This window comes from Nocardia acidivorans NBRC 108247 (genome assembly GCF_001625085.1).
Lineage (GTDB): Bacteria > Actinomycetota > Actinomycetes > Mycobacteriales > Mycobacteriaceae > Nocardia > Nocardia acidivorans.
Genome location: NZ_BDAW01000048.1, coordinates 18,896 through 39,814 on the forward strand (window position 1 = coordinate 18,896; position 20,919 = coordinate 39,814).

The 20,919-nt window shown below is 68.0% G+C and carries 21 protein-coding genes and 1 pseudogene; 11 read left to right on the forward strand and 11 right to left on the reverse strand.

The window, feature by feature from the left end; all coding sequences use genetic code 11:
- The first annotated feature begins 18 nt into the window (after nt 1-18).
- The 4 genes from alaS to NA10_RS24260 are packed head-to-tail and all read left to right on the forward strand — an operon-like array spanning nt 19 to nt 5,516.
- Nucleotides 19-2,685 carry an alanine--tRNA ligase gene (gene alaS / locus NA10_RS24245; RefSeq protein ID WP_067571826.1) on the forward strand — a complete coding sequence of 889 codons (2,667 nt, stop codon included), beginning with the start codon at nt 19-21 and terminating at the stop codon, nt 2,683-2,685.
- Nucleotides 2,685-3,269 (forward strand): Holliday junction resolvase RuvX, encoded by a 585-nt coding sequence (ruvX, locus tag NA10_RS24250; RefSeq protein WP_084515187.1) that lies wholly within the window; start codon nt 2,685-2,687, stop codon nt 3,267-3,269. The genes alaS and ruvX overlap by 1 nt, the downstream gene beginning before the upstream one ends.
- Nucleotides 3,266-4,714, forward strand: a complete 1,449-nt coding sequence (locus NA10_RS24255) for an endolytic transglycosylase MltG (protein WP_067571828.1) — start codon at nt 3,266-3,268, stop codon at nt 4,712-4,714. Before ruvX ends, NA10_RS24255 begins: the two co-directional genes overlap by 4 nt.
- Nucleotides 4,689-5,516: a shikimate dehydrogenase gene (locus NA10_RS24260; protein ID WP_084515188.1), complete on the forward strand. Its 828-nt coding sequence runs from the start codon at nt 4,689-4,691 to the stop codon at nt 5,514-5,516. Before NA10_RS24255 ends, NA10_RS24260 begins: the two co-directional genes overlap by 26 nt.
- Before the next feature lie 74 nt (nt 5,517-5,590).
- Here NA10_RS24260 and NA10_RS24265 read toward each other — a convergent pair whose 3' ends face one another.
- Entirely contained in the window at nt 5,591-6,043 is a 453-nt protein-coding gene (locus NA10_RS24265; protein WP_067571832.1) for a DUF3291 domain-containing protein, read from the reverse strand.
- A gap of 13 nt (nt 6,044-6,056) precedes the next feature.
- Nucleotides 6,057-6,674 carry a helix-turn-helix transcriptional regulator gene (locus NA10_RS24270; protein WP_067571834.1) on the reverse strand — a complete coding sequence of 206 codons (618 nt, stop codon included), beginning with the start codon at nt 6,672-6,674 and terminating at the stop codon, nt 6,057-6,059.
- A gap of 135 nt (nt 6,675-6,809) precedes the next feature.
- Here NA10_RS24270 and NA10_RS24275 point away from each other — a divergent pair, with 135 nt between their 5' ends.
- Entirely contained in the window at nt 6,810-7,295 is a 486-nt protein-coding gene (locus NA10_RS24275; protein WP_169812635.1) for a B-4DMT family transporter, read from the forward strand.
- A gap of 161 nt (nt 7,296-7,456) precedes the next feature.
- Here the strand turns inward: NA10_RS24275 and aroB are convergent, their stop codons facing one another.
- The 4 genes and pseudogenes from aroB to NA10_RS24295 all read right to left on the reverse strand — a co-directional run bounded on the left by aroB (nt 7,457) and on the right by NA10_RS24295 (nt 11,963).
- Nucleotides 7,457-8,572 carry a 3-dehydroquinate synthase gene (gene aroB, locus NA10_RS24280; RefSeq protein ID WP_067571838.1) on the reverse strand — a complete coding sequence of 372 codons (1,116 nt, stop codon included), beginning with the start codon at nt 8,570-8,572 and terminating at the stop codon, nt 7,457-7,459.
- A 902-nt stretch (nt 8,573-9,474) separates the two neighbouring features.
- A pseudogene (locus tag NA10_RS37665) lies at nt 9,475-9,966 on the reverse strand (shikimate kinase); the annotation flags it as partial.
- Between the two features lie 89 nt (nt 9,967-10,055).
- Entirely contained in the window at nt 10,056-11,270 is a 1,215-nt protein-coding gene (aroC, locus tag NA10_RS24290; RefSeq protein WP_067571840.1) for a chorismate synthase, read from the reverse strand.
- 60 nt (nt 11,271-11,330) lie between these two features.
- Nucleotides 11,331-11,963, reverse strand: coding sequence for a prepilin peptidase (locus NA10_RS24295; protein ID WP_067571842.1), 633 nt, complete (start codon nt 11,961-11,963; stop codon nt 11,331-11,333).
- 154 nt (nt 11,964-12,117) lie between these two features.
- On the opposite strand from NA10_RS24295, the gene NA10_RS24300 reads away from it, so the two are divergent.
- From NA10_RS24300 to NA10_RS24315, 4 genes are read left to right on the forward strand one after another with little or no spacing between them, the layout of a single operon-like run.
- Nucleotides 12,118-13,242 carry a M24 family metallopeptidase gene (locus NA10_RS24300; RefSeq protein ID WP_067571844.1) on the forward strand — a complete coding sequence of 375 codons (1,125 nt, stop codon included), beginning with the start codon at nt 12,118-12,120 and terminating at the stop codon, nt 13,240-13,242.
- Between the two features lie 35 nt (nt 13,243-13,277).
- Nucleotides 13,278-13,841 carry an elongation factor P gene (efp, locus tag NA10_RS24305; protein ID WP_067571846.1) on the forward strand — a complete coding sequence of 188 codons (564 nt, stop codon included), beginning with the start codon at nt 13,278-13,280 and terminating at the stop codon, nt 13,839-13,841.
- A 19-nt stretch (nt 13,842-13,860) separates the two neighbouring features.
- Nucleotides 13,861-14,370, forward strand: coding sequence for a transcription antitermination factor NusB (nusB, locus tag NA10_RS24310; RefSeq protein ID WP_084515199.1), 510 nt, complete (start codon nt 13,861-13,863; stop codon nt 14,368-14,370).
- 14 nt (nt 14,371-14,384) lie between these two features.
- Nucleotides 14,385-14,642, forward strand: coding sequence for a YciI family protein (locus NA10_RS24315; RefSeq protein ID WP_218021571.1), 258 nt, complete (start codon nt 14,385-14,387; stop codon nt 14,640-14,642).
- A 310-nt stretch (nt 14,643-14,952) separates the two neighbouring features.
- Here the strand turns inward: NA10_RS24315 and NA10_RS24320 are convergent, their stop codons facing one another.
- Both NA10_RS24320 and NA10_RS24325 read right to left on the reverse strand, forming a co-directional pair.
- On the reverse strand, nt 14,953-15,435 hold the full coding sequence (locus NA10_RS24320) for a recombinase family protein (RefSeq protein ID WP_084515189.1): 483 nt from the start codon (nt 15,433-15,435) through the stop codon (nt 14,953-14,955).
- Between the two features lie 3 nt (nt 15,436-15,438).
- A complete protein-coding gene (locus tag NA10_RS24325) occupies nt 15,439-16,071 on the reverse strand; it encodes a TetR/AcrR family transcriptional regulator (RefSeq protein WP_067571913.1) in 633 nt (210 codons plus the stop codon).
- 83 nt (nt 16,072-16,154) lie between these two features.
- Here NA10_RS24325 and NA10_RS24330 point away from each other — a divergent pair, with 83 nt between their 5' ends.
- Both NA10_RS24330 and NA10_RS24335 read left to right on the forward strand, forming a co-directional pair.
- Nucleotides 16,155-16,400 carry a hypothetical protein gene (locus NA10_RS24330; RefSeq protein ID WP_067571850.1) on the forward strand — a complete coding sequence of 82 codons (246 nt, stop codon included), beginning with the start codon at nt 16,155-16,157 and terminating at the stop codon, nt 16,398-16,400.
- Entirely contained in the window at nt 16,393-17,331 is a 939-nt protein-coding gene (locus NA10_RS24335; RefSeq protein WP_067571852.1) for an alpha/beta hydrolase, read from the forward strand. Before NA10_RS24330 ends, NA10_RS24335 begins: the two co-directional genes overlap by 8 nt.
- 218 nt (nt 17,332-17,549) lie before the next feature.
- Here the strand turns inward: NA10_RS24335 and NA10_RS24340 are convergent, their stop codons facing one another.
- The 3 genes from NA10_RS24340 to NA10_RS24350 all read right to left on the reverse strand — a co-directional run bounded on the left by NA10_RS24340 (nt 17,550) and on the right by NA10_RS24350 (nt 20,769).
- The gene (locus NA10_RS24340; protein ID WP_067571854.1) at nt 17,550-18,407 is read right to left on the reverse strand and encodes an SDR family oxidoreductase; all 858 of its coding nucleotides are present in this window, start codon (nt 18,405-18,407) and stop codon (nt 17,550-17,552) included.
- Nucleotides 18,408-18,595: 188 nt separating this feature from the next.
- Complete coding sequence (locus tag NA10_RS24345) at nt 18,596-19,567, reverse strand: quinone oxidoreductase family protein (protein ID WP_067571914.1); 972 nt, start codon at nt 19,565-19,567, stop codon at nt 18,596-18,598.
- A 548-nt stretch (nt 19,568-20,115) separates the two neighbouring features.
- On the reverse strand, nt 20,116-20,769 hold the full coding sequence (locus NA10_RS24350; RefSeq protein WP_067571856.1) for an NUDIX hydrolase: 654 nt from the start codon (nt 20,767-20,769) through the stop codon (nt 20,116-20,118).
- Between the last annotated feature and the right edge of the window lie 150 nt (nt 20,770-20,919).

A 20,919-nucleotide genomic window follows, 5' to 3' on the forward strand; every position in this document is an offset into this window, starting at 1 on the left:
CCGGTAGGCTGGATACCTGTGCAGACCCACGAGATTCGCCGACGCTTCCTGGAGCATTTCGTTCGTGCCGGACACACCGAGGTACCCAGCGCCTCGCTGATCCTGGCCGACCCCAACCTGCTGTTCGTGAACGCGGGCATGGTCCAGTTCGTGCCGTATTTCCTCGGTCAGCAAACCCCGCCCTGGGCCACCGCGACCAGCGTGCAGAAGTGCGTGCGCACCGGCGATATCGAGAATGTCGGCATCACCACCCGCCACAACACCTTCTTCCAGATGGCGGGCAACTTCAGCTTCGGCGACTACTTCAAGCGCGAGGCCATCTCCTTCGCCTGGTCCCTGCTGACCAACAGCGTCGAGGACGGCGGCTACGGCTTCGATCCGGAGAAGCTGTGGGCCACGGTCTACCTCGATGACGACGAGGCCGAGCGCATCTGGCTCGAACTCGGCATGCCCGCCGAGCGCATCCAGCGCCGCGGTATGGCCGACAACTACTGGTCCATGGGCATACCCGGCCCGTGTGGTCCGTGCTCGGAGATCTACTTCGACCGCGGTCCGGAGTTCGGTATCGAGGGCGGCCCGGAGGCCGACGAGGATCGCTACCTCGAAATCTGGAACCTCGTCTTCATGCAGAACGAGCGCGGCGAGGGGCGCGGCAAGGACGATTTCGAGATCCTGGGCCCGCTGCCCAAGAAGAATATCGACACCGGTATGGGCATCGAGCGCGTCGCGTTCCTGCTGCAGGGCGTCGACAATGTCTACGAGACCGATCTGCTGCGCCCCATCATCAGCAAGGCCGAGGAGCTCACCGGCCGCAGCTACGGGGTCGAGCACACCGATGATGTGCGCTTCCGCGTCATCGCCGATCACGCCCGCACCGGCGCGATGCTCATCGCCGACGGTGTGAACCCGGGCAATGACGGCCGCGGCTATGTGCTGCGCCGCCTGCTGCGCCGCATCGTTCGCTCGGCCCGCCTGCTGGGCGCGGAGAAGCCGGTAATGGGCGAGTTCATGAAGGTCGTCAGCGATCTGATGGCCCCGTCGTACCCGGAGCTGGCCACCGATTTCAAGCGCATCGAAACCGTCGCCGTCGGTGAGGAATCCGCGTTCCTCAAGACGCTGAACACCGGTTCGAAGCTGTTCGACGATGCCGTGGCCGAGGTGAAGTCCCAGGGCGGCAAGAAGATCAGCGGCACCGAGGCGTTCACCCTGCACGACACCTACGGTTTCCCGATCGATCTGACCCTGGAGATGGCCGCCGAGGCCGGGCTCCAGGTCGACGAGGACGGTTTCCGTTCCCTCATGGCCGAGCAGCGCGCCCGCGCCAAGGAGGACGCGTACTCGCGCAAGCACGCGCACGCCGATCTGACGGTCTACAAGGAATTCGTCGACCGCGGCGCGACCGAGTTCACCGGTTTCGACGAACTCGCCACCGAGGCAACGGTTCTGGCCATCATCAAGGATGGCGTGCGGGTGCCGGTGGCCGAGGTGGGCCAGGATGTGGAGATCATTCTGGACCGTTCGCCGCTGTACGCCGAGTCCGGTGGTCAGATCGCCGATCGCGGTGCACTGCAGTCCTCGCATGGTCTGAAGGTGCGCGTCAATGACGTGCAGAAGATCGCCAAGAAGGTGTGGGTGCACAAGTCCACCGTCGAGGCGGGTCAGCTCACCGAGGGCGATACCGTGCTCGCACAGGTCGATCCGGCCTGGCGGCACGGCGCCACCCAGGGCCACTCCGGTACCCATATGGTGCATGCCGCACTGCGACAGGTGCTGGGCCCCAACGCCGTTCAGGCCGGTTCGTTGAACAAGCCGGGCTACCTGCGCTTCGACTTCAATTGGCAGGGCGGGCTTTCCGAGCAGCAGAAGGCCGATATCGAGGCCATCTCCAACAATGCCGTCGCCGACGATTTCGCGGTGAACACCTTCATCACCGATCTGCCGTCCGCCAAGAAGATGGGGGCCATGGCCCTGTTCGGCGAGAACTACGGCGATGAGGTGCGCGTGGTGGAGATCGGCGGACCGTTCTCCATGGAGCTGTGCGGTGGCACCCATGTCCAGCACTCCTCGCAGATCGGCCCGATCACCCTGCTGGGTGAGTCGTCGGTCGGTTCCGGTATTCGCCGCGTGGAAGCCTTCGTGGGCCTGGACTCGTACAGGTACCTGGCCAAGGAGCGAGCCCTGCTCGCCGGTATCGCCTCCTCGCTGAAGGTGCCCTCGGAGGAGGTGCCCGCGCGCGTGGAGCAGCTCGTCGAGCGCCTCAAGGTCGCCGAGAAGGAGCTGGAGCGCACCAAGATGGCGGCCGTGCTGTCGAGTGCGGGCACCTTCGTGGAGCAGGCCCAGCGCGTGGGCAAGGTGCTGCTGGTCGCCGCCGCCGCACCGCAGGGTGTCGGCGCGGGTGATCTGCGCACCCTGGTGCAGGACATCAGGGGCCGCTTGGGTTCCGAGCCCGCCATTGTCACTCTGCTCGGCAATGACGAGGGCAAGGTGCCGTTCGTGGTGGCGGTCACCAAGGCCGCGCAGGATCTGGGTGTGAAGGCGGGCGATCTGGTTCAGTCCTTCGGCCCCAGCATCAATGGCCGCGGTGGCGGTAAGCCGGAAATGGCGCAGGGCGCGGGCTCCAACCCCGAAGGCATCGAGGCCGGATTGTCGGCCTTGCGGGCGCGGGTGGCCGAGCTCGCCGGGTGATGCCCCCTTCCGACCACTCGGACAGTCCGGGCGTCACCGGCGGCGACACCCGGTTCACCGCCGGAAGTACGGGATTCCCCGTGGACCGGCCCAACCCCTCGGATGATCCGGGTCGCGGTCGCCGCATCGCGCTCGATGTGGGCACGGTCCGCATCGGCGTGGCCTCCAGCGATCCGGACGGCGTACTCGCCACGCCGGTCGAGACCGTGCCCAAGGCCAAGAAGGTCGCGCCCGGAACCTTGGCATCCGACCTTGCCCGAATTGCCGAAATTATTCGTGAATACGAGGCTGTAGAGGTGATCGTGGGCCTTCCCCGCACCTTACGCGGAGAGAGCGGCTCGTCGGCTAAGCTGGCGGCCACCTTCGCGGGGCGTTTGAGGACCCTGATCGCACCGGTCCCGGTGCGGCTTTCCGACGAACGTCTGACTACGGTGTCTGCTGCACGGGCGTTGCGGGACAGTGGAGTTCGCGCGCGCGGGCAGCGGTCGGTCATCGATCAGGCGGCCGCCGTATCAATCCTGCAGGGTTGGTTGGACGAACGGAGTGCAGCATTGAAGCCGCGCGGTGATGGTGATCTTGCATGACCGACCGCTGGACGCGAGCCGAGGAACGCTACCGGCAGAGCGCTGAACGCCGTTATCGCCGTGACGATCTGGAATGGTCCGAGGCGGACGATTACGAGGACGACACCACCGTCATCCCCCGCTATGAGGATGAGGACGAGGAGCCCATCCTCGAGCCCGAGCCGCCGCGCCGGCAGGCGCCGCAGCGCGCGGATCGCGGTCGCGGTACGGGCGGACAGTCGCGCGGTGCGAGCGGTCGCGGCGGTAGAGGCGGAAACCGGCCGAAGCGTTCCCGGGTGGCCTCGCGCAAGGCCGCCGAGCGTAAGCGCCGCCGTCGCAATCTCGTGGTCTTCGCGACCGTCTTCGCCGTATTGTTCGTCGGCGCGGCCGGATTCGCGGCGTGGAAGTTCATGAACCGGTTCAGCCCGGCCGAGGACTTCTCCGGTGCGCCCGGTCCGCTCGCCGTGGTGCAGGTCAAATCGGGCGATACCGCCACCCAGATCGCGGACACCATGTTCGCCAAGGGCGTGGTGGCCAGCAGCGCCGCCTTCTACGAGGCCGCGGTGCGCAATGACAATATGAGCGCGGTGCAGCCCGGCTACTACGCCATCCCCAGCCACAGCAAGGCGTCCGAGGCCGTGGTCGCGCTGGTCGGCAAGAGCTCGCGGGTCGGCAATGTGGTGATCTCCGAGGGCCGCCAGCTGCACGACTCCACCGATGTGAATACCGGTGCGCGCAAGGACGGCATCTACCGCAAGATCGCCGACGCCAGCTGTGTCGGCACCGGTTCGGCCGCCAAATGCGTCACCTACGACCAGCTCGAGGCGGCGGGCGGCAGCGCCGATCCGGCGGCCCTGGGCGTGCCGTCGTGGGCGATGGACCGGGTGCGTCAGGTACCCGATCGCAGTCGTCAGCTCGAGGGTCTGATCGCCGCGGGCACCCTGGATTTCGACCCCAGCGGTTCGCCCGAGCGGATTCTCGAGCAGTTGGTCACCGCCAGCGCGGCCAGCTACGAGGCCACCGGAATTCTGAATTCCGGTGCGGCCAACGGTTTGTCGCCGTACGACACCCTGATCGGGGCGTCGCTGGTGGAGCGTGAGGCGCTGCCGCAGGACATGTCCAAGGTGGCGCGGGTGATCGTGAACCGGCTCAAGGCGGATCAGAAGCTGGAGTTCGACTCCACGGTGAACTACGCGCTCTCGGCCACCGAGGTCGCCACCACCGACGCGGATCGCAATAAGAAGACCCCGTGGAACACCTACGCCATGTCGGGTCTGCCCGCGACACCGATCTCCGCGCCCTCCCTGGATGCCATGCGCGCCATGGAGAAACCGGAACCGGGGCCGTGGCTGTACTTCGTGACCGTCGACAAACAGGGCACCACGCTGTTCACCGAAAGCTATAGCGAACATCTGCGCAATATCGAAAAGGCCAGGCAGAGTGGAATTCTCGACAGTGGACGGTGAGCACCGCAGGGCCGCCGTACTCGGTAGCCCCATCGCGCATTCGCGCTCGCCGCAACTGCACCTGGCCGCCTACCGGGCGCTGGGCCTGGACTGGACGTATGAGCGCATCGAATGCGACGCCGAGCGACTGCCCGGCCTGGTCGACGGGCTCGGCCCCGAATGGGTCGGGCTGTCGGTGACCATGCCCGGTAAGGTCGCCGCCCTCGACTACGCCACCGAGCGCACCGAGCGCGCCGAATTGGTCGGCTCGGCCAACACCCTGCTGCGCCTCGAGAACGGCTGGCGCGCGGACTGCACCGATGTGGACGGGGTGCGTGGCGCGCTCGAGGGCGCGGGTGTCGAGGCGATCGACAAGGCCGTGGTCCTGGGTGCGGGCGGCACGGCCCGCCCCGCCCTGCTGGCCCTGGCCGAACTCGGCGCGCACACCATCACCATCGTCGCCCGCAGTCCCCGCCGCGCCGCAGACACCCTGGAACTGGCCGAGCGCCTGGGCCTTTCGGCCGAAGTCATCGGCTTCGACCCGGACTCCCTCGGCTTCGTCTGCTCCGACGTGGACGTGGTCGTCAGCACCGTCCCCGCCGCCGGAGCCGAACCGGTGGCCGGAGCGGTGGCCCAGGCCCCGGTGGTGCTGGACGCCATCTACAACCCCTGGCCCACCCCCCTCGCCGAGGCCGTGACCCGCGCGGGCCACACCGTCGTCAGCGGCCTGCAGATGCTCCTGAACCAGGCGTACGGTCAGGTCGAACAGTTCACCGGCAAACCCGCCCCCAAAGCGGAAATGGCTGCGGCCCTTCAGGATTAACCCGTCCAGCCCGTCACCGCGGACTGCCTCGCCCCCGTCATCCCGGCATGTTTTCGGCCGGGATCCGCACCCCGCTAACCGGTCGGCTGCGGCTCGAACGCGTTCCGGAACGTGAACGCGTGCGCCGTCGGCCCGTGCGCCCGCAGGTGATCGAGTCGGTCGATGGCCTCCGCCAGCGACGGCGTCGCACCGATCGGCACCCACCACAGCACGGTGATGGCCTCCTTGATCGGGATGAACCACTCCCGTCGCCGCCGCAGGAAATCCATATGCGGGCTGCGGTACACGTAGTTGAACATCGACTCGCGCGATTCCCAGACGCTGAGGTTCACCAGCATGTCCGGATCATTCTCGTATGGGCGCACCGAGGTCGCGTCGTTGGAATCCTCGTCGACCAGTCGCCAGACGAAGCCGGGGGAGTCGTCGGCGATGGCATTGATGCGATCGAGTTCGGCGTAGAACTCGGCCACGCGCGGATCGCCCTTGGGGGCGACCATGCGCCCGATATTGAAGAGTGCGAGGTGCATGCCTGGACTATAACTAATCAGTGCTTGTTTTAGAAAGGCTGACGCAGCATCGCCCCGGCGCGGGATCCATCCTCGCGACCCAACCCGCCTCCGCCGCGGGACCTTCCAGCATTGCCAGGTTCATTCCGCACACCAGCGGCGGGAAATCCACCGCGAGCCGGTGAAAAGGGCAGTTGCGCAGGCGAATCACCGCACCGTCCAGATATGGCTCGTACCCGCGCTCGCGCAATGCCTCGAGCACATCGCGATCCCGCAGCGCCGGTCCGTGCCGCTCGGCGGCTTTCTCGATCGCCTGCTCGAATCCGGCATGCTCCAGCACCTCCGCCAGAATCGCTGCGGCGGTGCGATAGTCGCGCGCGGGCAGACTGACCGCGAACTCCGCGTCGGCGCGCCGATAGAACTTCGCGGGCCGCCCCGACCCCGGCCCGGACTTGCCCTCGGGCCGCCGGAACACCGCGTCGAGCAGCCCCGCCTCGGCGAGCTTGTCCAAATGGAATGCCGCCAGCGGGCGCTTGATCTCCGCGGCCTCGGCGGCTTCATCCCTGCTCACATCGTGGTCCGCGGCGGCGACGTACTCGTACAGCCGCCTGCGGATCGGATCCTGCAACAGGGCGACGGCTTCGATGCTCACCCTGCATTTCTATCAGCGTGCGGAGTCGGCGCGGCCCGGTCACGGGTGCCGGGTGCGTTCCGATTCCCGAATTGGCTACGCTTCTAGAACGGGTTTCAGTTCGGCTCGGCGGTTTCGCAGGTTAAGGTGATCATCATGAATGCGTGGGTGTTGCGCGCCGTAGGTTTGGGAGCGCTGACCATTGTGCTGCGGACCGTGCTCGGCTTCGCGATGGTGTACTGGCCGACCAATGGCTCGTGGATGCGGATCTTGTGCCTGATCGTCCTGCTGGCGGCCGTGATCGCCTGGGGTGTACTGGACGGCCGCGCCGATCGGCGCGCCAATGCCGATCCCGAGCACGGGGCCGATCTGACCATGCGCTGGCTCGAGGCGGGTCTGGCCGGTGGGCTCGGCGCGGGCCTGGTCGCCTGGATCCTGGACTTCCTGCCGAAGTTCGACCTCGGTGACAATGGACTGTTCTTCGAGATCACCTCGGGTGCGTCCTTCATCATCCTGCTCATCTTCGTTCCGGCCATGATCGGTGTGGCGCTGGGCCGCTGGCTGGTCGGGCGCGAGGGTAGGAAGGGCGGCTCCGCGCCGGATGCGCCGCTGTCGCTGCGGAAGGAATCCGCCGGGGTCTGAGGCGTCAACAGCTGTCACCGCGCGCTGCCACGGAATCCGTGGCGGCGCGCGGTTTTCATATAACGCCCGAATTCCCGGCCGCGTCGCCGAACGGGATCGACCGGACCGAGAATGCCCGCCGTCCAGGATCGACGGCGGGCATTCTCACGGAATATGTTGTGCTACAGCAGGATCGCGCCGCCGGGCGTGGCCTCGCGGGCAATCGCCGAGTAGGCCGCGGCCAGTAGCGACGGGTCCGGACCTTCCAGTCGACCCGGCTTGGCCAGGCCGTCCAGGACCACGAAGCGCAGCACACCCGAGCGGGTCTTCTTATCGGTCTGCATGGTGTCCAGCAGCTGCGGCAGCGCATCGGCATCGTAGGTGGTGGGCAGGCCGACGCTGGCCAGGACGCGGGCGTGCCGCTCGGCGGTGGCATCGTCGAGACGACCGGCCAGGCGGCCGAGCTCCGCGGCGAAGACCAGGCCGACCGAGACCGCCGCGCCGTGCCGCCAGCGGTAGCGCTCGCGGCGCTCGATGGCATGGCCCAGGGTGTGGCCGTAGTTGAGGATCTCGCGCAGATCCGATTCCTTGAGATCGGCGGCGACCACATCGGCCTTGACCTGCACCGCGCGCCGGATGAGTTCGGGCAGCACCTCACCGGTCGGGTCGAGGGCGGCCTGCGGATCGCGTTCGATGAGGTCCAGGATCACCGGATCGGCGATGAAACCGGCCTTGATGATCTCGGCCATGCCCGCGACGATCTCATTGCGCGGCACCGTCTCGAGCGTCGCGAGGTCGACCAGTACCGCGGCGGGTTCGTGGAACGAGCCGACCAGATTCTTACCGGCCTCGGTATTGATCCCGGTCTTACCGCCGACGGCGGCGTCGACCATGGCCAGCAGGGTGGTCGGCACGTGCACGATGCTCACACCGCGCATCCAGGTGGCGGCGACGAATCCGGCCAGATCGGTGGCGGCGCCACCGCCGAGGCTGATGATCACATCCTTGCGGGTCAGCCCGATGCGGCCGAGCACCTCCCAGCAGAATCCGGCCACGGCCAGATCCTTACCGTCCTCGGCGTCCGGGATCTCGATGCGATGCGCGTCGATTCCCTTGTCCGCCAGCGCCTTCCGCACCACCTCGGCCGTCTCCGCGAGCGGCGGCTGATGGAAGATCGCGACCGTGCGCACACCATTGCGCCCGGTGACCTCATCGACCAGTTCGCCGAGCAGACCGCGCCCGATGATCACCGGGTACGGATCGGCGGTGCGGACCTCGATGCGGGTCGGCTCGCTCATAGTGGCTGCTCCGATTCTTCTCGTACGATCTGTTCAGTTCCGTTCCCGCCGCGCGCCCGTGCCCTGGCCCGCCGGGCCCGCGCCCGCCGCGAACGCCCCGCTCCCGGCTCCCCGGCCACCGAATCCTGCCTCTCGCCGGGGGAATTCATCCCGCCGGCAGCAGAGCTCGCCTCCCCGGTCGCCGCATCCGCCGCGCCGGGACCGGATGTCGCCGCGCCGGTGGCCTGGGCTGCCGCGGCGCGCTGCGACTCGGCGGTCATCTCATCACGGCGCGACCGCGTCTCCGCACCACCGCGAGATCGGGCCGCGCCGCCGCGGCGACGGCCCCGCCGCGATCGCGAGGGCACGCCCCCACCCGAGGGGGCCGTATTCGTCGCGACCGTGCCACCGTCGGTGTCGGCTACCTCGCGCGCTGCGGCGGTGCTCGCTCCGGTCCCGGGCGGGGTTCCCGATCGCTCGGCTGCGGTGGGCGCGTTGCCCCCGGTTCGGGCCGCTGTTCCGGTGGCGGCTGTCGTTGTGGCCGAACCGGTTTCGGCGACGATTCCGGCAGGCTCACCTGTTCGCGGGGTCGCGCCGGACGCGTTCCCGCTCTCGGCCGCCACGCTCGCGGGACCGGCGGCGCGGCTACTACGCCGTCGGGAACGGCGGCCGCGTCGTGCCGACTTCGTGGAATCGTCGGTGCCGTCCGAGGTTTCGGACGCGCTGTCGGCAGTCTGGGTGATGTTCGTGGAATTCGTCTCGGGGACGGCGGCATTCGGCTGGGTCGCGGACGCGGTGTCACCCCGGCCCCGGCCGCGCCGTCTGCGACGGCGGGAACGCGAGCGGGTGGAGTCGCCCGGATCGACGGCGACCACCGGCACTTCGGTGGTGATGGTCTCTTCGGGGAGAGTCGACTCCAGGCCGAGTTTGCCCAGGATCATGCGGACCACCCGGCCCGGACTGCGGCCGTCGGTGCGGACGCGGACCGATGCCACCTCGCGGTAGAGGGGGCGGCGAATCTTCATGAGTTCGCGGTATTTGGCCGCCGGGTCGGTACCGTTCAGCAGGGGGCGATTGGTGCTCGCGCCGGTGCGGCGGAGTCCTTCGCCCACACTGATTTCCAGGTAGACCACGGTGCGCCCGCGCAGCAGTTCGCGGGTGGCGGCGGACAGCACCGAACCACCGCCGAGCGAGATGATGCCGTGCCCGGCCAGCACGGCGTCGCGCACCACCTGCTCTTCGATACGCCGGAATTCGGGTTCGCCGTCCCGGGCGAAAATCTCCGGAATGGTGCGCCCGGTCTGCTCCTCGATCCCGGCATCGGTGTCGTAGAGGTCCACGCCGAGTTCGCGGGCGAGTTTGCGGCCGATCGTCGACTTGCCCGCGCCGGGCGGACCGACCAGCACCACACTCAGCGGCTGGTCGGCTGCACCGGTCACTGTCTTTTGCGGGACACCCGCACCCGGTGGGCTCCGGTGAGCGCGGCTGCGCAAGTGTCGCTCACCTACGCCTCCAGCGGCGCGTTGCCCGAGGGAACGTGCGGGCGCGCGTTGATTCGCTTCACATAGCTGGTGATGTTGTCGACGGTCTCGTTCAGCGAATCACCGCCGAACTTCTCCAGCACCGCCTGCGCGACCACGAGCGCCACCATGGCCTCGGCCACCACACCGGCCGCGGGCACCGCGCACACATCCGAGCGCTGGTGAATCGCGACGGCCTCGTCCCCGGTGGACATATCCACGGTCGAAAGCGCGCGCGGCACAGTCGAAATGGGCTTCATAGCGGCGCGTACGCGCAGTGCCTCACCATTGGTCATACCGCCTTCGAGACCACCCGCGCGGTTGGTCGAGCGCAGCACGCCATCGGGGCCCGGCTTCATCTCATCGTGCGCCTGGCTGCCGCGCCGGCGCGCGGTCTCGAACCCGTCGCCCACCTCGACACCCTTGATGGCCTGAATTCCCATGAGTGCGGCGGCGAGTCGCGAATCCAGGCGCGCCTCACCGGAGGTGAACGAGCCCAGGCCGACGGGCAGCCCACCGATGACGACCTCGACCACACCGCCGAGGGTGTCGCCGTCCTTCTTGGCGGCCTCGATCTCGGCGATCATGGCGGCCTCGGCGTCCTTGTCGAAGGATCGCACCGGGCTGGCGTCGATGGCCTCGAGATCGGCGGCGGAGGGTACGAAACCGGTGGTGTTGGCCGCGGTGCCGATGGACACCACGTGCGAGATGACCTCGACACCCAGCGCCTGCTCGAGGAAGTTCTTGGCGACGGTGCCCGCCGCGACGCGCGCCGCGGTCTCCCGGGCGCTGGCCCGCTCGAGCACATTGCGCGCATCGTCGAAGCCGTACTTGAGCATGCCGGAGTAATCGGCGTGCCCGGGGCGCGGGCGGGTGAGCGGTGCGTTGCGCGCCAATTCGGCGAGTTCCGACTCGTCGACCGGATCGGCCGACATGACCTGGGTCCACTTGGGCCACTCGGAATTGGCGACCTCGATGGCGACCGGTCCACCCATGGTGCGGCCGTGGCGGACGCCGCCGACCAGGGTGACCACATCGGCCTCGAACTTCATTCGGGCACCGCGCCCGTAGCCCAGGCGGCGCCGCGCCAATTGCGCGGCAACATCGGCAGAACTCACCTCGACACCGGCCACCATCCCCTCGAGGATCGTGACGAGAGCAGGGCCATGGGATTCTCCGGCAGTTATCCAGCGCAACACGGGTTACATCTTTCCATGTCAATGCGGCTGCCCGGACACGCGGTCCGCGCAGCCCGGCTCTCACCGCGCGGCAACCAGCGCGACCACACTCGCCGCGCACATCGCCGGACCGTGCGCGAGGGTGCCGAGCGAGCCGGTCGCCACACCGCGGATCGGTGGCCCCGGCCTGCGTGAATCCCATGGTCGCGACACACCGGCGAGATCGGATCGCGGCGCTTCCACCGGCGGTAGCGGCGCCACGCCCGCCGACCGACTCGCCCTCGGCGGCAATAGCTTCATGGTGAGCTTCATTGTGGGCGAGACAACTACGCGAGGCGCGCCGGCCGTAGGCATCAGGGCGTATGCGAGGAGTGTGCCGACCCCCGCGAGCGCGGTCAGAACGGGTGCGGCAAGGGCCGCCCACACCCAGGTCTGCGCGCCGCCCAGTGCGGTGGCCGCCCCGAGCCCGATGGCGAGTTTCACATCACCGGCCCCGAGCGCATCGGGCGCGCAGAGATGAACCAGGAGATAGGGAATGGCCAGGAGTAGCGCCCCGAACACCGCGATCGCGCCACGGCCGGTGGCGAATCCGTAGCCGAGTACCACCGCGGCCCCGGCCAGTGTCAGTGTGTTCGGCAGTCGATGGGCGCGCAGATCGAAGTAGCTCAGCAGCGCGCACCAGAGCGTCAGGGCGATCAGAGCCGGTGATTGCATAGCTTCGAGCCTGCCGCGCCGACGCCGCGCGCGGTCCCCGGAATCACGAAATGTGGAGAACCACCTGACATGTGAACAGCCAGGCTTCCACCCGCACCCGCCGATATACGCGTTGCGTGTCGGTGTTGCGGCGTGTCGACGGTAGCGTGGACACATGTCTGTTGATCCCGATCCGGGCGCGCGCCCCGATTACGCGCTGCGCCGGGCCAGCCTGCGGAACCTGCTCGTGGAGAACCGCGTCGACGCGCTACTGGTCACGGATCTGATCAATATTCGCTATCTCACCGGCTTCACCGGCTCCAATGCCGCACTGCTGGTCTACGCCTGGGGCAGCGATGAGGACCGCACCGTCATCTGCACCGACGGCCGCTACATCACCCAGGTCGGCGAGCAGGTCCCGGATCTGCGCGCGGAGATCAATCGCGCCAGCGCCCGCCGCGTCCTCGAGATAGCGGGGGAGTGGCAGACCGGCCGGGTCGGCTTCGAGAGCCATATCGTCACCGTCGAACAGCATCGTGCCTTCCAATCCCAGGCCACCGGCCTGGATCTGGTCCCGGTCTCCGGTCTGGTCGAGCAATTGCGCATGGTGAAGGACGATTTCGAGGTCGGCCGACTGCAAGCCGCCTGCGATGCCGCCGATATCGCCTTGGCCGCGCTGCTCGAACGGGGTGGCCTGCGCCCCGGCCGCACCGAACGCCAGGTGGCGCGCGATCTGGAATGGCTCATGTTCGAGCACGGCGCGGACGCCGTCGCCTTCGAGACCATCGTGGCCGCGGGCGCGAATTCGGCGGTCCCGCACCACCGTCCGACCGAGGCCGTACTGGCACAGGGCGATTTCGTGAAGCTCGACTTCGGCGCACTGGTCGGCGGCTACCACTCCGATATGACCCGCACCTTCGTGCTGGGTCAGCCCTCGGACTGGCAGCGCGAGGTGTACGACCTGGTCCACGCCGCGCAGCGGGCGGGCCGCGAAGCCCTGGCCCCCGGTGCGTCGACCCGCGCGGTGGACGCGGCCTCGCGCTCGGTGATCGAAGCCGCGGGCTACGGCGAACTCTTCGTGCACGGCCTCGGGCACGGGGTCGGCCTGCAGATCCATGAAGCGCCCGGAATCGCCAAAACCGGCACGGGTACACTTCTCGATGGCGTGGCGGTGACCGTCGAGCCAGGTGTGTATTTCCCCGGCCGCGGCGGAGTCCGGATCGAGGATACGCTCGTGGTTCGCCAGGGGGGCCCGGAACTGCTCACCCGCACCAGCAAAGACCTGACCGTCGTCGACTGACGCCGGTCGACCGACAAACAGGAGATCGCAGGACAGTGGCGGACACCAGTGACTTCAAGAACGGCCTCGTGCTGAAGATCGACAATCAGCTGCAGCAGATCGTCGAGTTCCAGCATGTCAAGCCGGGTAAGGGTCCCGCCTTCGTGCGCACCAAGCTGAAGAACGTGGTCTCGGGCAAGGTTGTCGACAAGACCTTCAACGCCGGCGTCAAGGTGGAGACCGCGACCGTCGACCGTCGCGATATGACCTACCTGTACCACGACGGCTCGGACTTCATCTTCATGGACGGCGAGACCTACGACCAGATTCACCTGCAGGAAGCCATCATCGGCAAGAACGCCGGCTTCCTGTTGGAGAACATGCAGGTGCAGATCGCCATGCACGAGGGCGAGGCGCTCTTCGTCGAGCTTCCCGTCGCCATCGACGTCATCGTCACCCACACCGAGCCGGGCCTGCAGGGCGACCGCTCCAGCGCGGGCACCAAGCCCGCCACCGTGGAGACCGGCGCCGAGATCCAGGTGCCGCTGTTCATCAACCAGGGTGACAAGCTGCGCGTGGATACCCGCGACGGTTCCTACATCAGCCGCGTCAACTCCTGACGCGCGGATAATGGTGACCGTGGCCAACCAGCCCCCGGACAAGAAGTCCGCAGGTTTCAAGAAGCTCGGCGCCCGGCATAAGGCGCGCCGGCGTGCGGTGGATCTGCTCTTCGAGGCAGAGGCCCGCGATATCGACCCCGCGGATCTGCTGTCGGACCGCGTTTCGCTCTCGGTGAGCGACGATTCGGTGGCCCCGGTGAATCCGTACACCCGTGTCCTGGTCGAAGGCGTCGCCGACGATCTGGACCGCGTGGACGGCACCATCGAGTCGTATCTGCAGGATTGGGCGCTGTCCCGGCTGCCCGCCGTGGACCGCGCGATTCTGCGGGTCGCGGTGTGGGAGTTGTTCCACGCCAATGATGTTCCGCCCGTGGTGGCGGTGGATGAGGCGGTCGAGCTCGCCAAGGAGCTCTCCACCGATGATTCCCCCTCGTTCATCAACGGTGTGCTCGGCCAGGTGGTGCAACTCGCGCCGCAGGTCCGGGCGGCCGCGGCGGCGACGCGCGCGCCGCGCGGCGAAGACAAATAGGTAGGGAGCGCAGGGTGCGCAAGTACTTGGTGCTGGCAATGCGCACCCCGCGCTTCGATCCGAGTGTGGCGCAGCCGCACAAGGATTGGCTCGACGGCGTCCGCTCGCGCGGACAGTTGGTCGAGACCGGGAAATTCACCGACAACAGCGGCGGGGCCTACGTGATTCTGGCCGAAAGCCTCGACGCCGCCTGGGATCTGATCCACACCGACCCCATCCACACCACCGGCGCGTCGGAACTCACCGTCTACGAGTGGGAAATCACCGGCTAGATCTTCCCCGTTCCCGGCATGCTTTCAGCCGGGACCCACACACCCCGCGAACTACGTCGTTCTCGCATCCAACGCGAGCTTGCGGGTGCTGGCGCGCGTCGACGGCCAATCCGATGAGGCCCCGGAATCCCGAAGCCGGCCCCAGCCGCAAAGTGGCGTCGCGCTCAGGGAGATTCGAGGTTGAGGGTTGAGCGATCCCGGATCGTGCGAAAAACAACGACAATGGCCTGACCAACGGTTACGTCGGAGTCCTGGAGTAGGTGACGATCCGACGAAGTTCGTGGAGCGCCTGGTCGGCTGTGCGCTGAGGCTATGAGTTCGTGTCGAGGTGCCGATTGATAGTGGGGCGGGTGACGCCGAACTCAGCGGCGATCTGGCTTACGGTGCAGCGCCGCTTGCCGCGCTCGTCGATTTCGTCGTACATCGGCCGTGCGAGCTCGACTTGCCGGCGCCCGAGTTTGGGTTTCTGGCCGCTGGTGCGTCCGCGAGCGCGGGCGGCGGCCAGCCCGTCGCGGGTGCGCCCGGACATCAGAGCGTGCTCGAATTCGGCTATCGCACCGAGGATTTGGAAGAACATGCGCCCTACGGCGGTGGAGGTATCGATGCCCTGGTCGAGTACCACCAGGTCCACGTCCCGGTCCTGGAGCGTCTTGGACAGCTCGGCCGCTGATCGCGCGATGGGAACGGCCGAGCCGTCGGCAGCAGCGGATGTATGTGGACCGCAACCGATCTCGGCCAGCCGGCTGCGGCCTGTTCGTTCAGCGCGGTGCGCGGAAAATTGCGGTGCATTCAGCGCTTAGCGTTTCGGGTGATCAGCGGGAACGGGCGGCGTGCACGTCCAGAGTCCTGCCGTGCGCCGGCGCAGGATCGTCGAGGCTGATTCGGGGGTGTGATGCCCGATGAGGACATGCAGGGTTAAGCCATCGGTGAGGGCGATGAGTTCTTCGGCGGCGTGCGCGGGCACTATTTCCGGGCGGATGCGGCCACTGTCCTGACCAACCCGCACCAGGAGTTCGAGGAGTTCGGCCAGTCCGCGTTGCTGTGCGCGCTGCGCGGCCGCTATTACCGGGTCCACGGCAGCTTGCGCGCTGAACGCGACCCAGACGCGCGCATCGACCAGTTCCGGATCGTCGACGACAAGCATGGCTCGCAGTGTCTGCTCCAGCATAGTGACGACTGACTCCGGGTCGGCCGAGGCCGCGATGCGTTCCTGTGCCCGCTCGGTCACGCGGCGATTCACATGGTCTTGGGCGAATATCAGCATCTGCTGGCGAGTGTTGAAACACCGCTGGACGGCACCCATCGAGACGCCCGCCTCCGCGGCCACCTGGCGCAGGGTGGCCGCCTCGATGCCGGCTCTGCCGATGAGGCCGCAGACTGCGTCCGCGATATGACGGCGTCGGCTCTCGTGGTCCACCTGTTTCGGCACCGTATGAGCATACCGATGCAGTCGCATCGGAACAGTGCTACCGTTTCGATGCAGTTGCATCAGAACCGATCGGAGGACGAATTATGTCGGAATGGGTCACGGCTGCCCGCGCGCAGTCCGGATGGTGGATAGCGGGTCTGATCCTGTTCGTGCAGGGGTTCGGTTCGGCACTGACCGAAGCCCTGTGGCAACACAGCTTCGGCGTGGCCGCGGTGCTGCGTGCGGCCGGCGTGCCCGAGTGGGCGGACTGGGTGATCGGCGTGCTCGGGTGCACCCTGTTGATCGTTGCCGGGTTGAAGACTCGGGCACAGGCGGGCGAGCGTGCCTGAATTCTCACGTAGGGCCTTACTGGGCGCGAGCGCCGGCGCATTAGCGAGCGGGTGCACGGTCGGAGCCGAGCCCGCCGCCGGAGCTGCCGCGCCGACGTTCGTCATCGTTCATGGCGCCAACGGAAATGGGGCCTCCTACGCTCCGCTGGTATCCGCGCTGGCCACAGCGGGGTATCGGGCACTGGCCGTCGACCTACCCGGGCACGGGCCAGCCGCGCATTTTCCGCTGTCCTATCAGGCGCCCCAGGATCTCGCGGCTTTGCTGAGCGAGCCCGCGCCACTGGCGCGGATCCGGCTCGATGACAACGTCGAGCATGTGGTGCGCGTTGTGCGGCAGGTCGCGGAGCACGGACCGGTCGTCCTGGTGGGCCACAGCATGGGTGGGGCGACCATCACCCGGGTCGGCGGCGAGATCCCGGATCTGATTGCGCGACTGGTCTACTTCACGGCCTTCTGCTGTGTCCGGCTACGCAGTGTGCTCGAGTGTTTCACCGTGCCCGAAGCGGCCGCGACACTGGCGACGACGATCCCGAGCCTCGGCGATCCTGAACAGACCGGGGTGACCCGAACGAACTGGCGCTCAGCCGATCCCGTCTTTCTCGCCGCCGCCAAGGTCGCGCTGGCCGGCGACTACGACGACGACAAGTTCCGAACCGCGCTCAACGCCATGGAGCCGGATGAGGCTTGGGACGTGACTGTCGGTGATGCCCGGGGTGAACCGGCGACGTGGGGACGGATCCCACGCAGCTATATCCGGTGCAGCCAAGACCGGATGCTGCCGCTCGCACTGCAAGACCGGATGATCGCGGAGGCGGACGCCGCGACGCCCGGAAACGTCTTCGATGTCCACACCCTCGCCGCACCGCATCTCGGCCCGCAGGACCCACAACCGGTGGTCCAGATCCTGGCATCCCTGGCGCGCCGCCGGTAGGCGTTGACCGCACCAGCCTGGGTATTCTCGGTGCCAGGCCGCAGGACGCGGGGATCGCCTCGGCCATGGTCAACACCTCTGAGCAGGTCGGCGGTGCGATCGGCACCGCCCTGCTCACCACCATCGCCGCTTCCGCCACCTACACCGGTCGCCACCCAGGCCAGGGCACCCAAGCCCTCGTCCACGGCTACGCGAGATCGGCCGGGGCTGAACGGATTTCAGTGCTGGCGTTCCGCCACCCAGCTCGCGGTGACCATCTGCACGGCCGCGCCGTCCAGATCCGCGAGCTTGGTGGAGGTGAATCCCCGTGCCCACGAGGAGGTCTGCGCCCGGAACGGCGGCTCCGCCGCGGTGAGCGCTGCGACAATGGCGGCCGCGGCCTCCTCGGAGGTCTGCGCGCTGCGGAACGCGCCCTGGGTGCGTTCGATGTAATGCCGCAGTGCCGGGGCGTACGGTCCGGCCGCGCCCAGCAGCCCCGGTATATCGATCTGCTGACTGGCCACGAATTCGCTTGCCACCGCACCGGGTTCGATCACCATGACTCGCACGCCGACGGTCGCCGCGACCGGCGCGAGTGACTCCATGAACCCTTCGACGGCGAACTTGGCCGCGCAGTACGCCTCATTGAACGGCTGCCCGATAACCCCGCCCACGCTGGTCACGGTGATCAATCGCCCGCCCGCCTCGCGCAGGTGCGGCATGGCGGCGTGGGTCACCTCGACCACACCGAAGTAGTTGACCTCCATGACATTTCGCACCGCCTCCACTCCGGTCTGCTCGATGGTCCCGACGAATCCGGCCCCGGCGTTGTTGATGACCGCGTCCAGCCGCCCGTAATCGGCGACCACCTTCTTCACGCATTCGGCGACCGAATTCGCGTCGGTGACATCGAGGGGCTCCACGCGAATGAGCCCGGCGACCCCGGCCTCGTTGGCCGCGTCCATGAGCGCCCCCGCCCGCCCCACATCGCGCATGGTGGCCACGGTCTGCCAGCCCGCGCGGGCCGCGCCCACGGCGGTGGCCAGGCCGATGCCCGAGGAGGTGCCGGTGATCAGAACGGTATTCGAGGAGCTCATGGAGCCTCGCCTTCCGGGGTAGGTGCCGTGCCGCGCCACTGTCGTCTCCGCACTCTATGCGGCGCGCGCGCCCGATTCGGAAGGTTTGGCCGGGGCGTGTGTCGGGCCGCGCATTTCGCCCCGGCGGCGCGGCGGCCGGCGCTCCGCAGCGGATACGGCGAGTGCGGAGTCGATCGGCGCGCTCGTGGTCAGCGGGGTTGCAGCACAATAGTTCCCTTGGCGGCGCGGTCGTCCAGGATCCGATGTGCCTGGGCGGCTTGATCCAGGGGGAGCACCCGATCCACCAGCGGGGTGAGCGCACCCGATACCGCGCGCTCCATGGCCGCGCCCCGGGCATCGGACACGCCCGCGAGCCACGCCGGGCCGGAGCAGCCGATGAGGGTGAGCCCGCGCACGATCAGATCCATGGCGGTGATCTGAGCCGGTGCTCCGGAGAGGAAACCGTAGCTGAGCATGCGGCCGGTGAGCGGGGTCATGAGATCCAGTAGCGCCGGCGCGGATTCGCCACCGATGGAGTCGAAGACCACGTCTATCGTTGCGCCGCCGAGGGTTTCGCGCAGCCGGTCGACCCAGTGCGGGTCGAGATGGTCGATCACCACATCCGCGCCGAATTCGCGTGCGCGACCGGCCTTTTCGGGTCCACCGGCGGTGGCGATGACGCGCGCCGCACCGGTCTGCTTGGCGAGCTGGGTCAGGTAGCCGCCGATACCGGTCGCGGCGGCCTCGATCAGCACGGTCTCGGTCCCGGTGAGCTTGGCCGCTTCGAGCAGCGGCAGCGTCACCGATCCGCTCATGGTGAGGGCCGCCGCCTCGACAGAGGGCAGCGCGTCGGGAATGCGCACCGCGGATTCAGCGGGGGCGCAGACGAATTCGGCATAGGTGCCGAAACTGTCGCTGGCCACGATCACCCGCTGCCCGAGCAGTCCGGGGTCCACGCCCGCACCGATCTCGACCACCACCCCGGCGGCCTGGGTGCCGAATACGAACGGCTTCTCGATCGGTAGGGGGAACGCGCCCGAACGCAGCATGGTCTCGGGGTAGAGCACCGGAATCGCCTCGCTCCGCACGAGCACCTGCCCGGCCTGCGGGCGCGGCGTGGGAACCTCGCCCGGCACCAGCACTTCGGGCCCACCGGTCGTGGTCAATAGGATTGCCTGCATCGAAAACCTCATAAGTTGACTGACGGTCCAGTACACCTCGCTGCGATAGGGACCGAGTCGGGAACCGCTGCCTGACAGCCCAGGCATACCTACACGGCGATATGCGCATCTAAATATGTGAGTGCGGATGTCGAAACCATCACCCGGTGGAAACGTCAGGCGCACAGGAAGACTTGGTAATGACCTGGCGAATCGCCTTGTAGGAGAGCGAGATTCTCGAATCGGCTTCAAATCGACCGCTGAAATCGCCGTTCCGCCGATTGCGACTTCCGACCGAGTCCGCCGCTGGGCGAAGGCGACGAGGCCGCGGGCCCACTCCTCGTCATCCCGGCATGCTTTGGCCGGGATCCACAGCCAAAACTGTTGCGCTGATCGTGTGGATCCGGGCCAAAAGCGCGCCGGGATGGACAGGCGCGGCGCGGCTGAATCGGGTCGCCCACGGCCCCGCTGTGCCGGGCGGCGAGGGCCGCTGAGTCGTGGGGCTGAGTCGTGGGGCTGAGGGCCGCTGAGTCGAGGGGACGAAGGGCCTATTCCGCCCCAGACGGCCGCTATTCGCCGGTGCGGCTTGCTGATTGCTGGGCGTCGAAGGCCCAGATGGCGGCGGGGCGGCCGGTGGCTTTCACGCGTACGCGTTCGCCGGTGCGGGTCAGACCGGGGAGGGCGGCGAGGGTGCGGTTGAGGTTGCCCGGATCGGGGCGGCTGCCTTCCAGGGCGGCGGTGAGGGTGACGGCGCGGGTGGCGGGGAATTCCTCGCCGATCAGGGGGCGGGTGAATTCCAGGTGCTTCCAGAGCATTTCGGCGAAGAGGCCGCGTGCGGTGTCGACAATGCGGTTGTGGTCGAAGGCGAGGGCGGGCATGCGCTCGAAGGTCACCCATTCGGCGGTATCGCCCTCATGTTCGCCGATGACGGCCCACATGGCGATGGACAGCGTCGGTCCGCGCGGGTCGCGATTGGGTTCATCGAAGGTGACCAGCTGGCCGACGGCGCGGATGGCGGCTTCGGGCACACCGAGTTTGGTGTGCACCGCGCGCCGGGCCGCCGCCTCGAGGCGTTCCCCGCGCCCGAGTAGCACGCCGGGCAGTGCGAGTTGCCCCGGGAAGGGCTCCCAGCGCCGGGGCGCGATGCCGACCGTGACGGTGGGATCCTCGCGCCCGTAGCGTAGGGCGATCACATCGATGGATACCGCGGATTGTTGCTCCACAAGTGGTCAATCATGCCGTAGTCGGGGCCTGATCCGCGCGATCGGCCGCTGCCGGGTGGGGTGGGTGCGCCGAAACCCGGTGTGAGCTGGCCATCTCCGCGATGCTGGAAGTGAGCTGGTCGTGCCCCGGTGTGCGGATCACGGGCCGGC

Coding starts and splice junctions, on each gene's coding strand:
- NA10_RS24340 (WP_067571854.1), bottom strand. CDS start 18,407: ATGAGCTCCTCGAATACCGTTCTGATCACCGGCACCTCCTCGGGCATC.
- NA10_RS24255 (WP_067571828.1), top strand. CDS start 3,266: ATGACCGACCGCTGGACGCGAGCCGAGGAACGCTACCGGCAGAGCGCT.
- NA10_RS24265 (WP_067571832.1), bottom strand. CDS start 6,043: ATGCACCTCGCACTCTTCAATATCGGGCGCATGGTCGCCCCCAAGGGC.
- aroB (WP_067571838.1), bottom strand. CDS start 8,572: ATGAGCGAGCCGACCCGCATCGAGGTCCGCACCGCCGATCCGTACCCG.
- NA10_RS24300 (WP_067571844.1), top strand. CDS start 12,118: ATGTCTGTTGATCCCGATCCGGGCGCGCGCCCCGATTACGCGCTGCGC.
- NA10_RS24330 (WP_067571850.1), top strand. CDS start 16,155: ATGTCGGAATGGGTCACGGCTGCCCGCGCGCAGTCCGGATGGTGGATA.
- NA10_RS24345 (WP_067571914.1), bottom strand. CDS start 19,567: ATGCAGGCAATCCTATTGACCACGACCGGTGGGCCCGAAGTGCTGGTG.
- NA10_RS24275 (WP_169812635.1), top strand. CDS start 6,810: ATGAATGCGTGGGTGTTGCGCGCCGTAGGTTTGGGAGCGCTGACCATT.
- ruvX (WP_084515187.1), top strand. CDS start 2,685: ATGCCCCCTTCCGACCACTCGGACAGTCCGGGCGTCACCGGCGGCGAC.
- NA10_RS24295 (WP_067571842.1), bottom strand. CDS start 11,963: ATGCAATCACCGGCTCTGATCGCCCTGACGCTCTGGTGCGCGCTGCTG.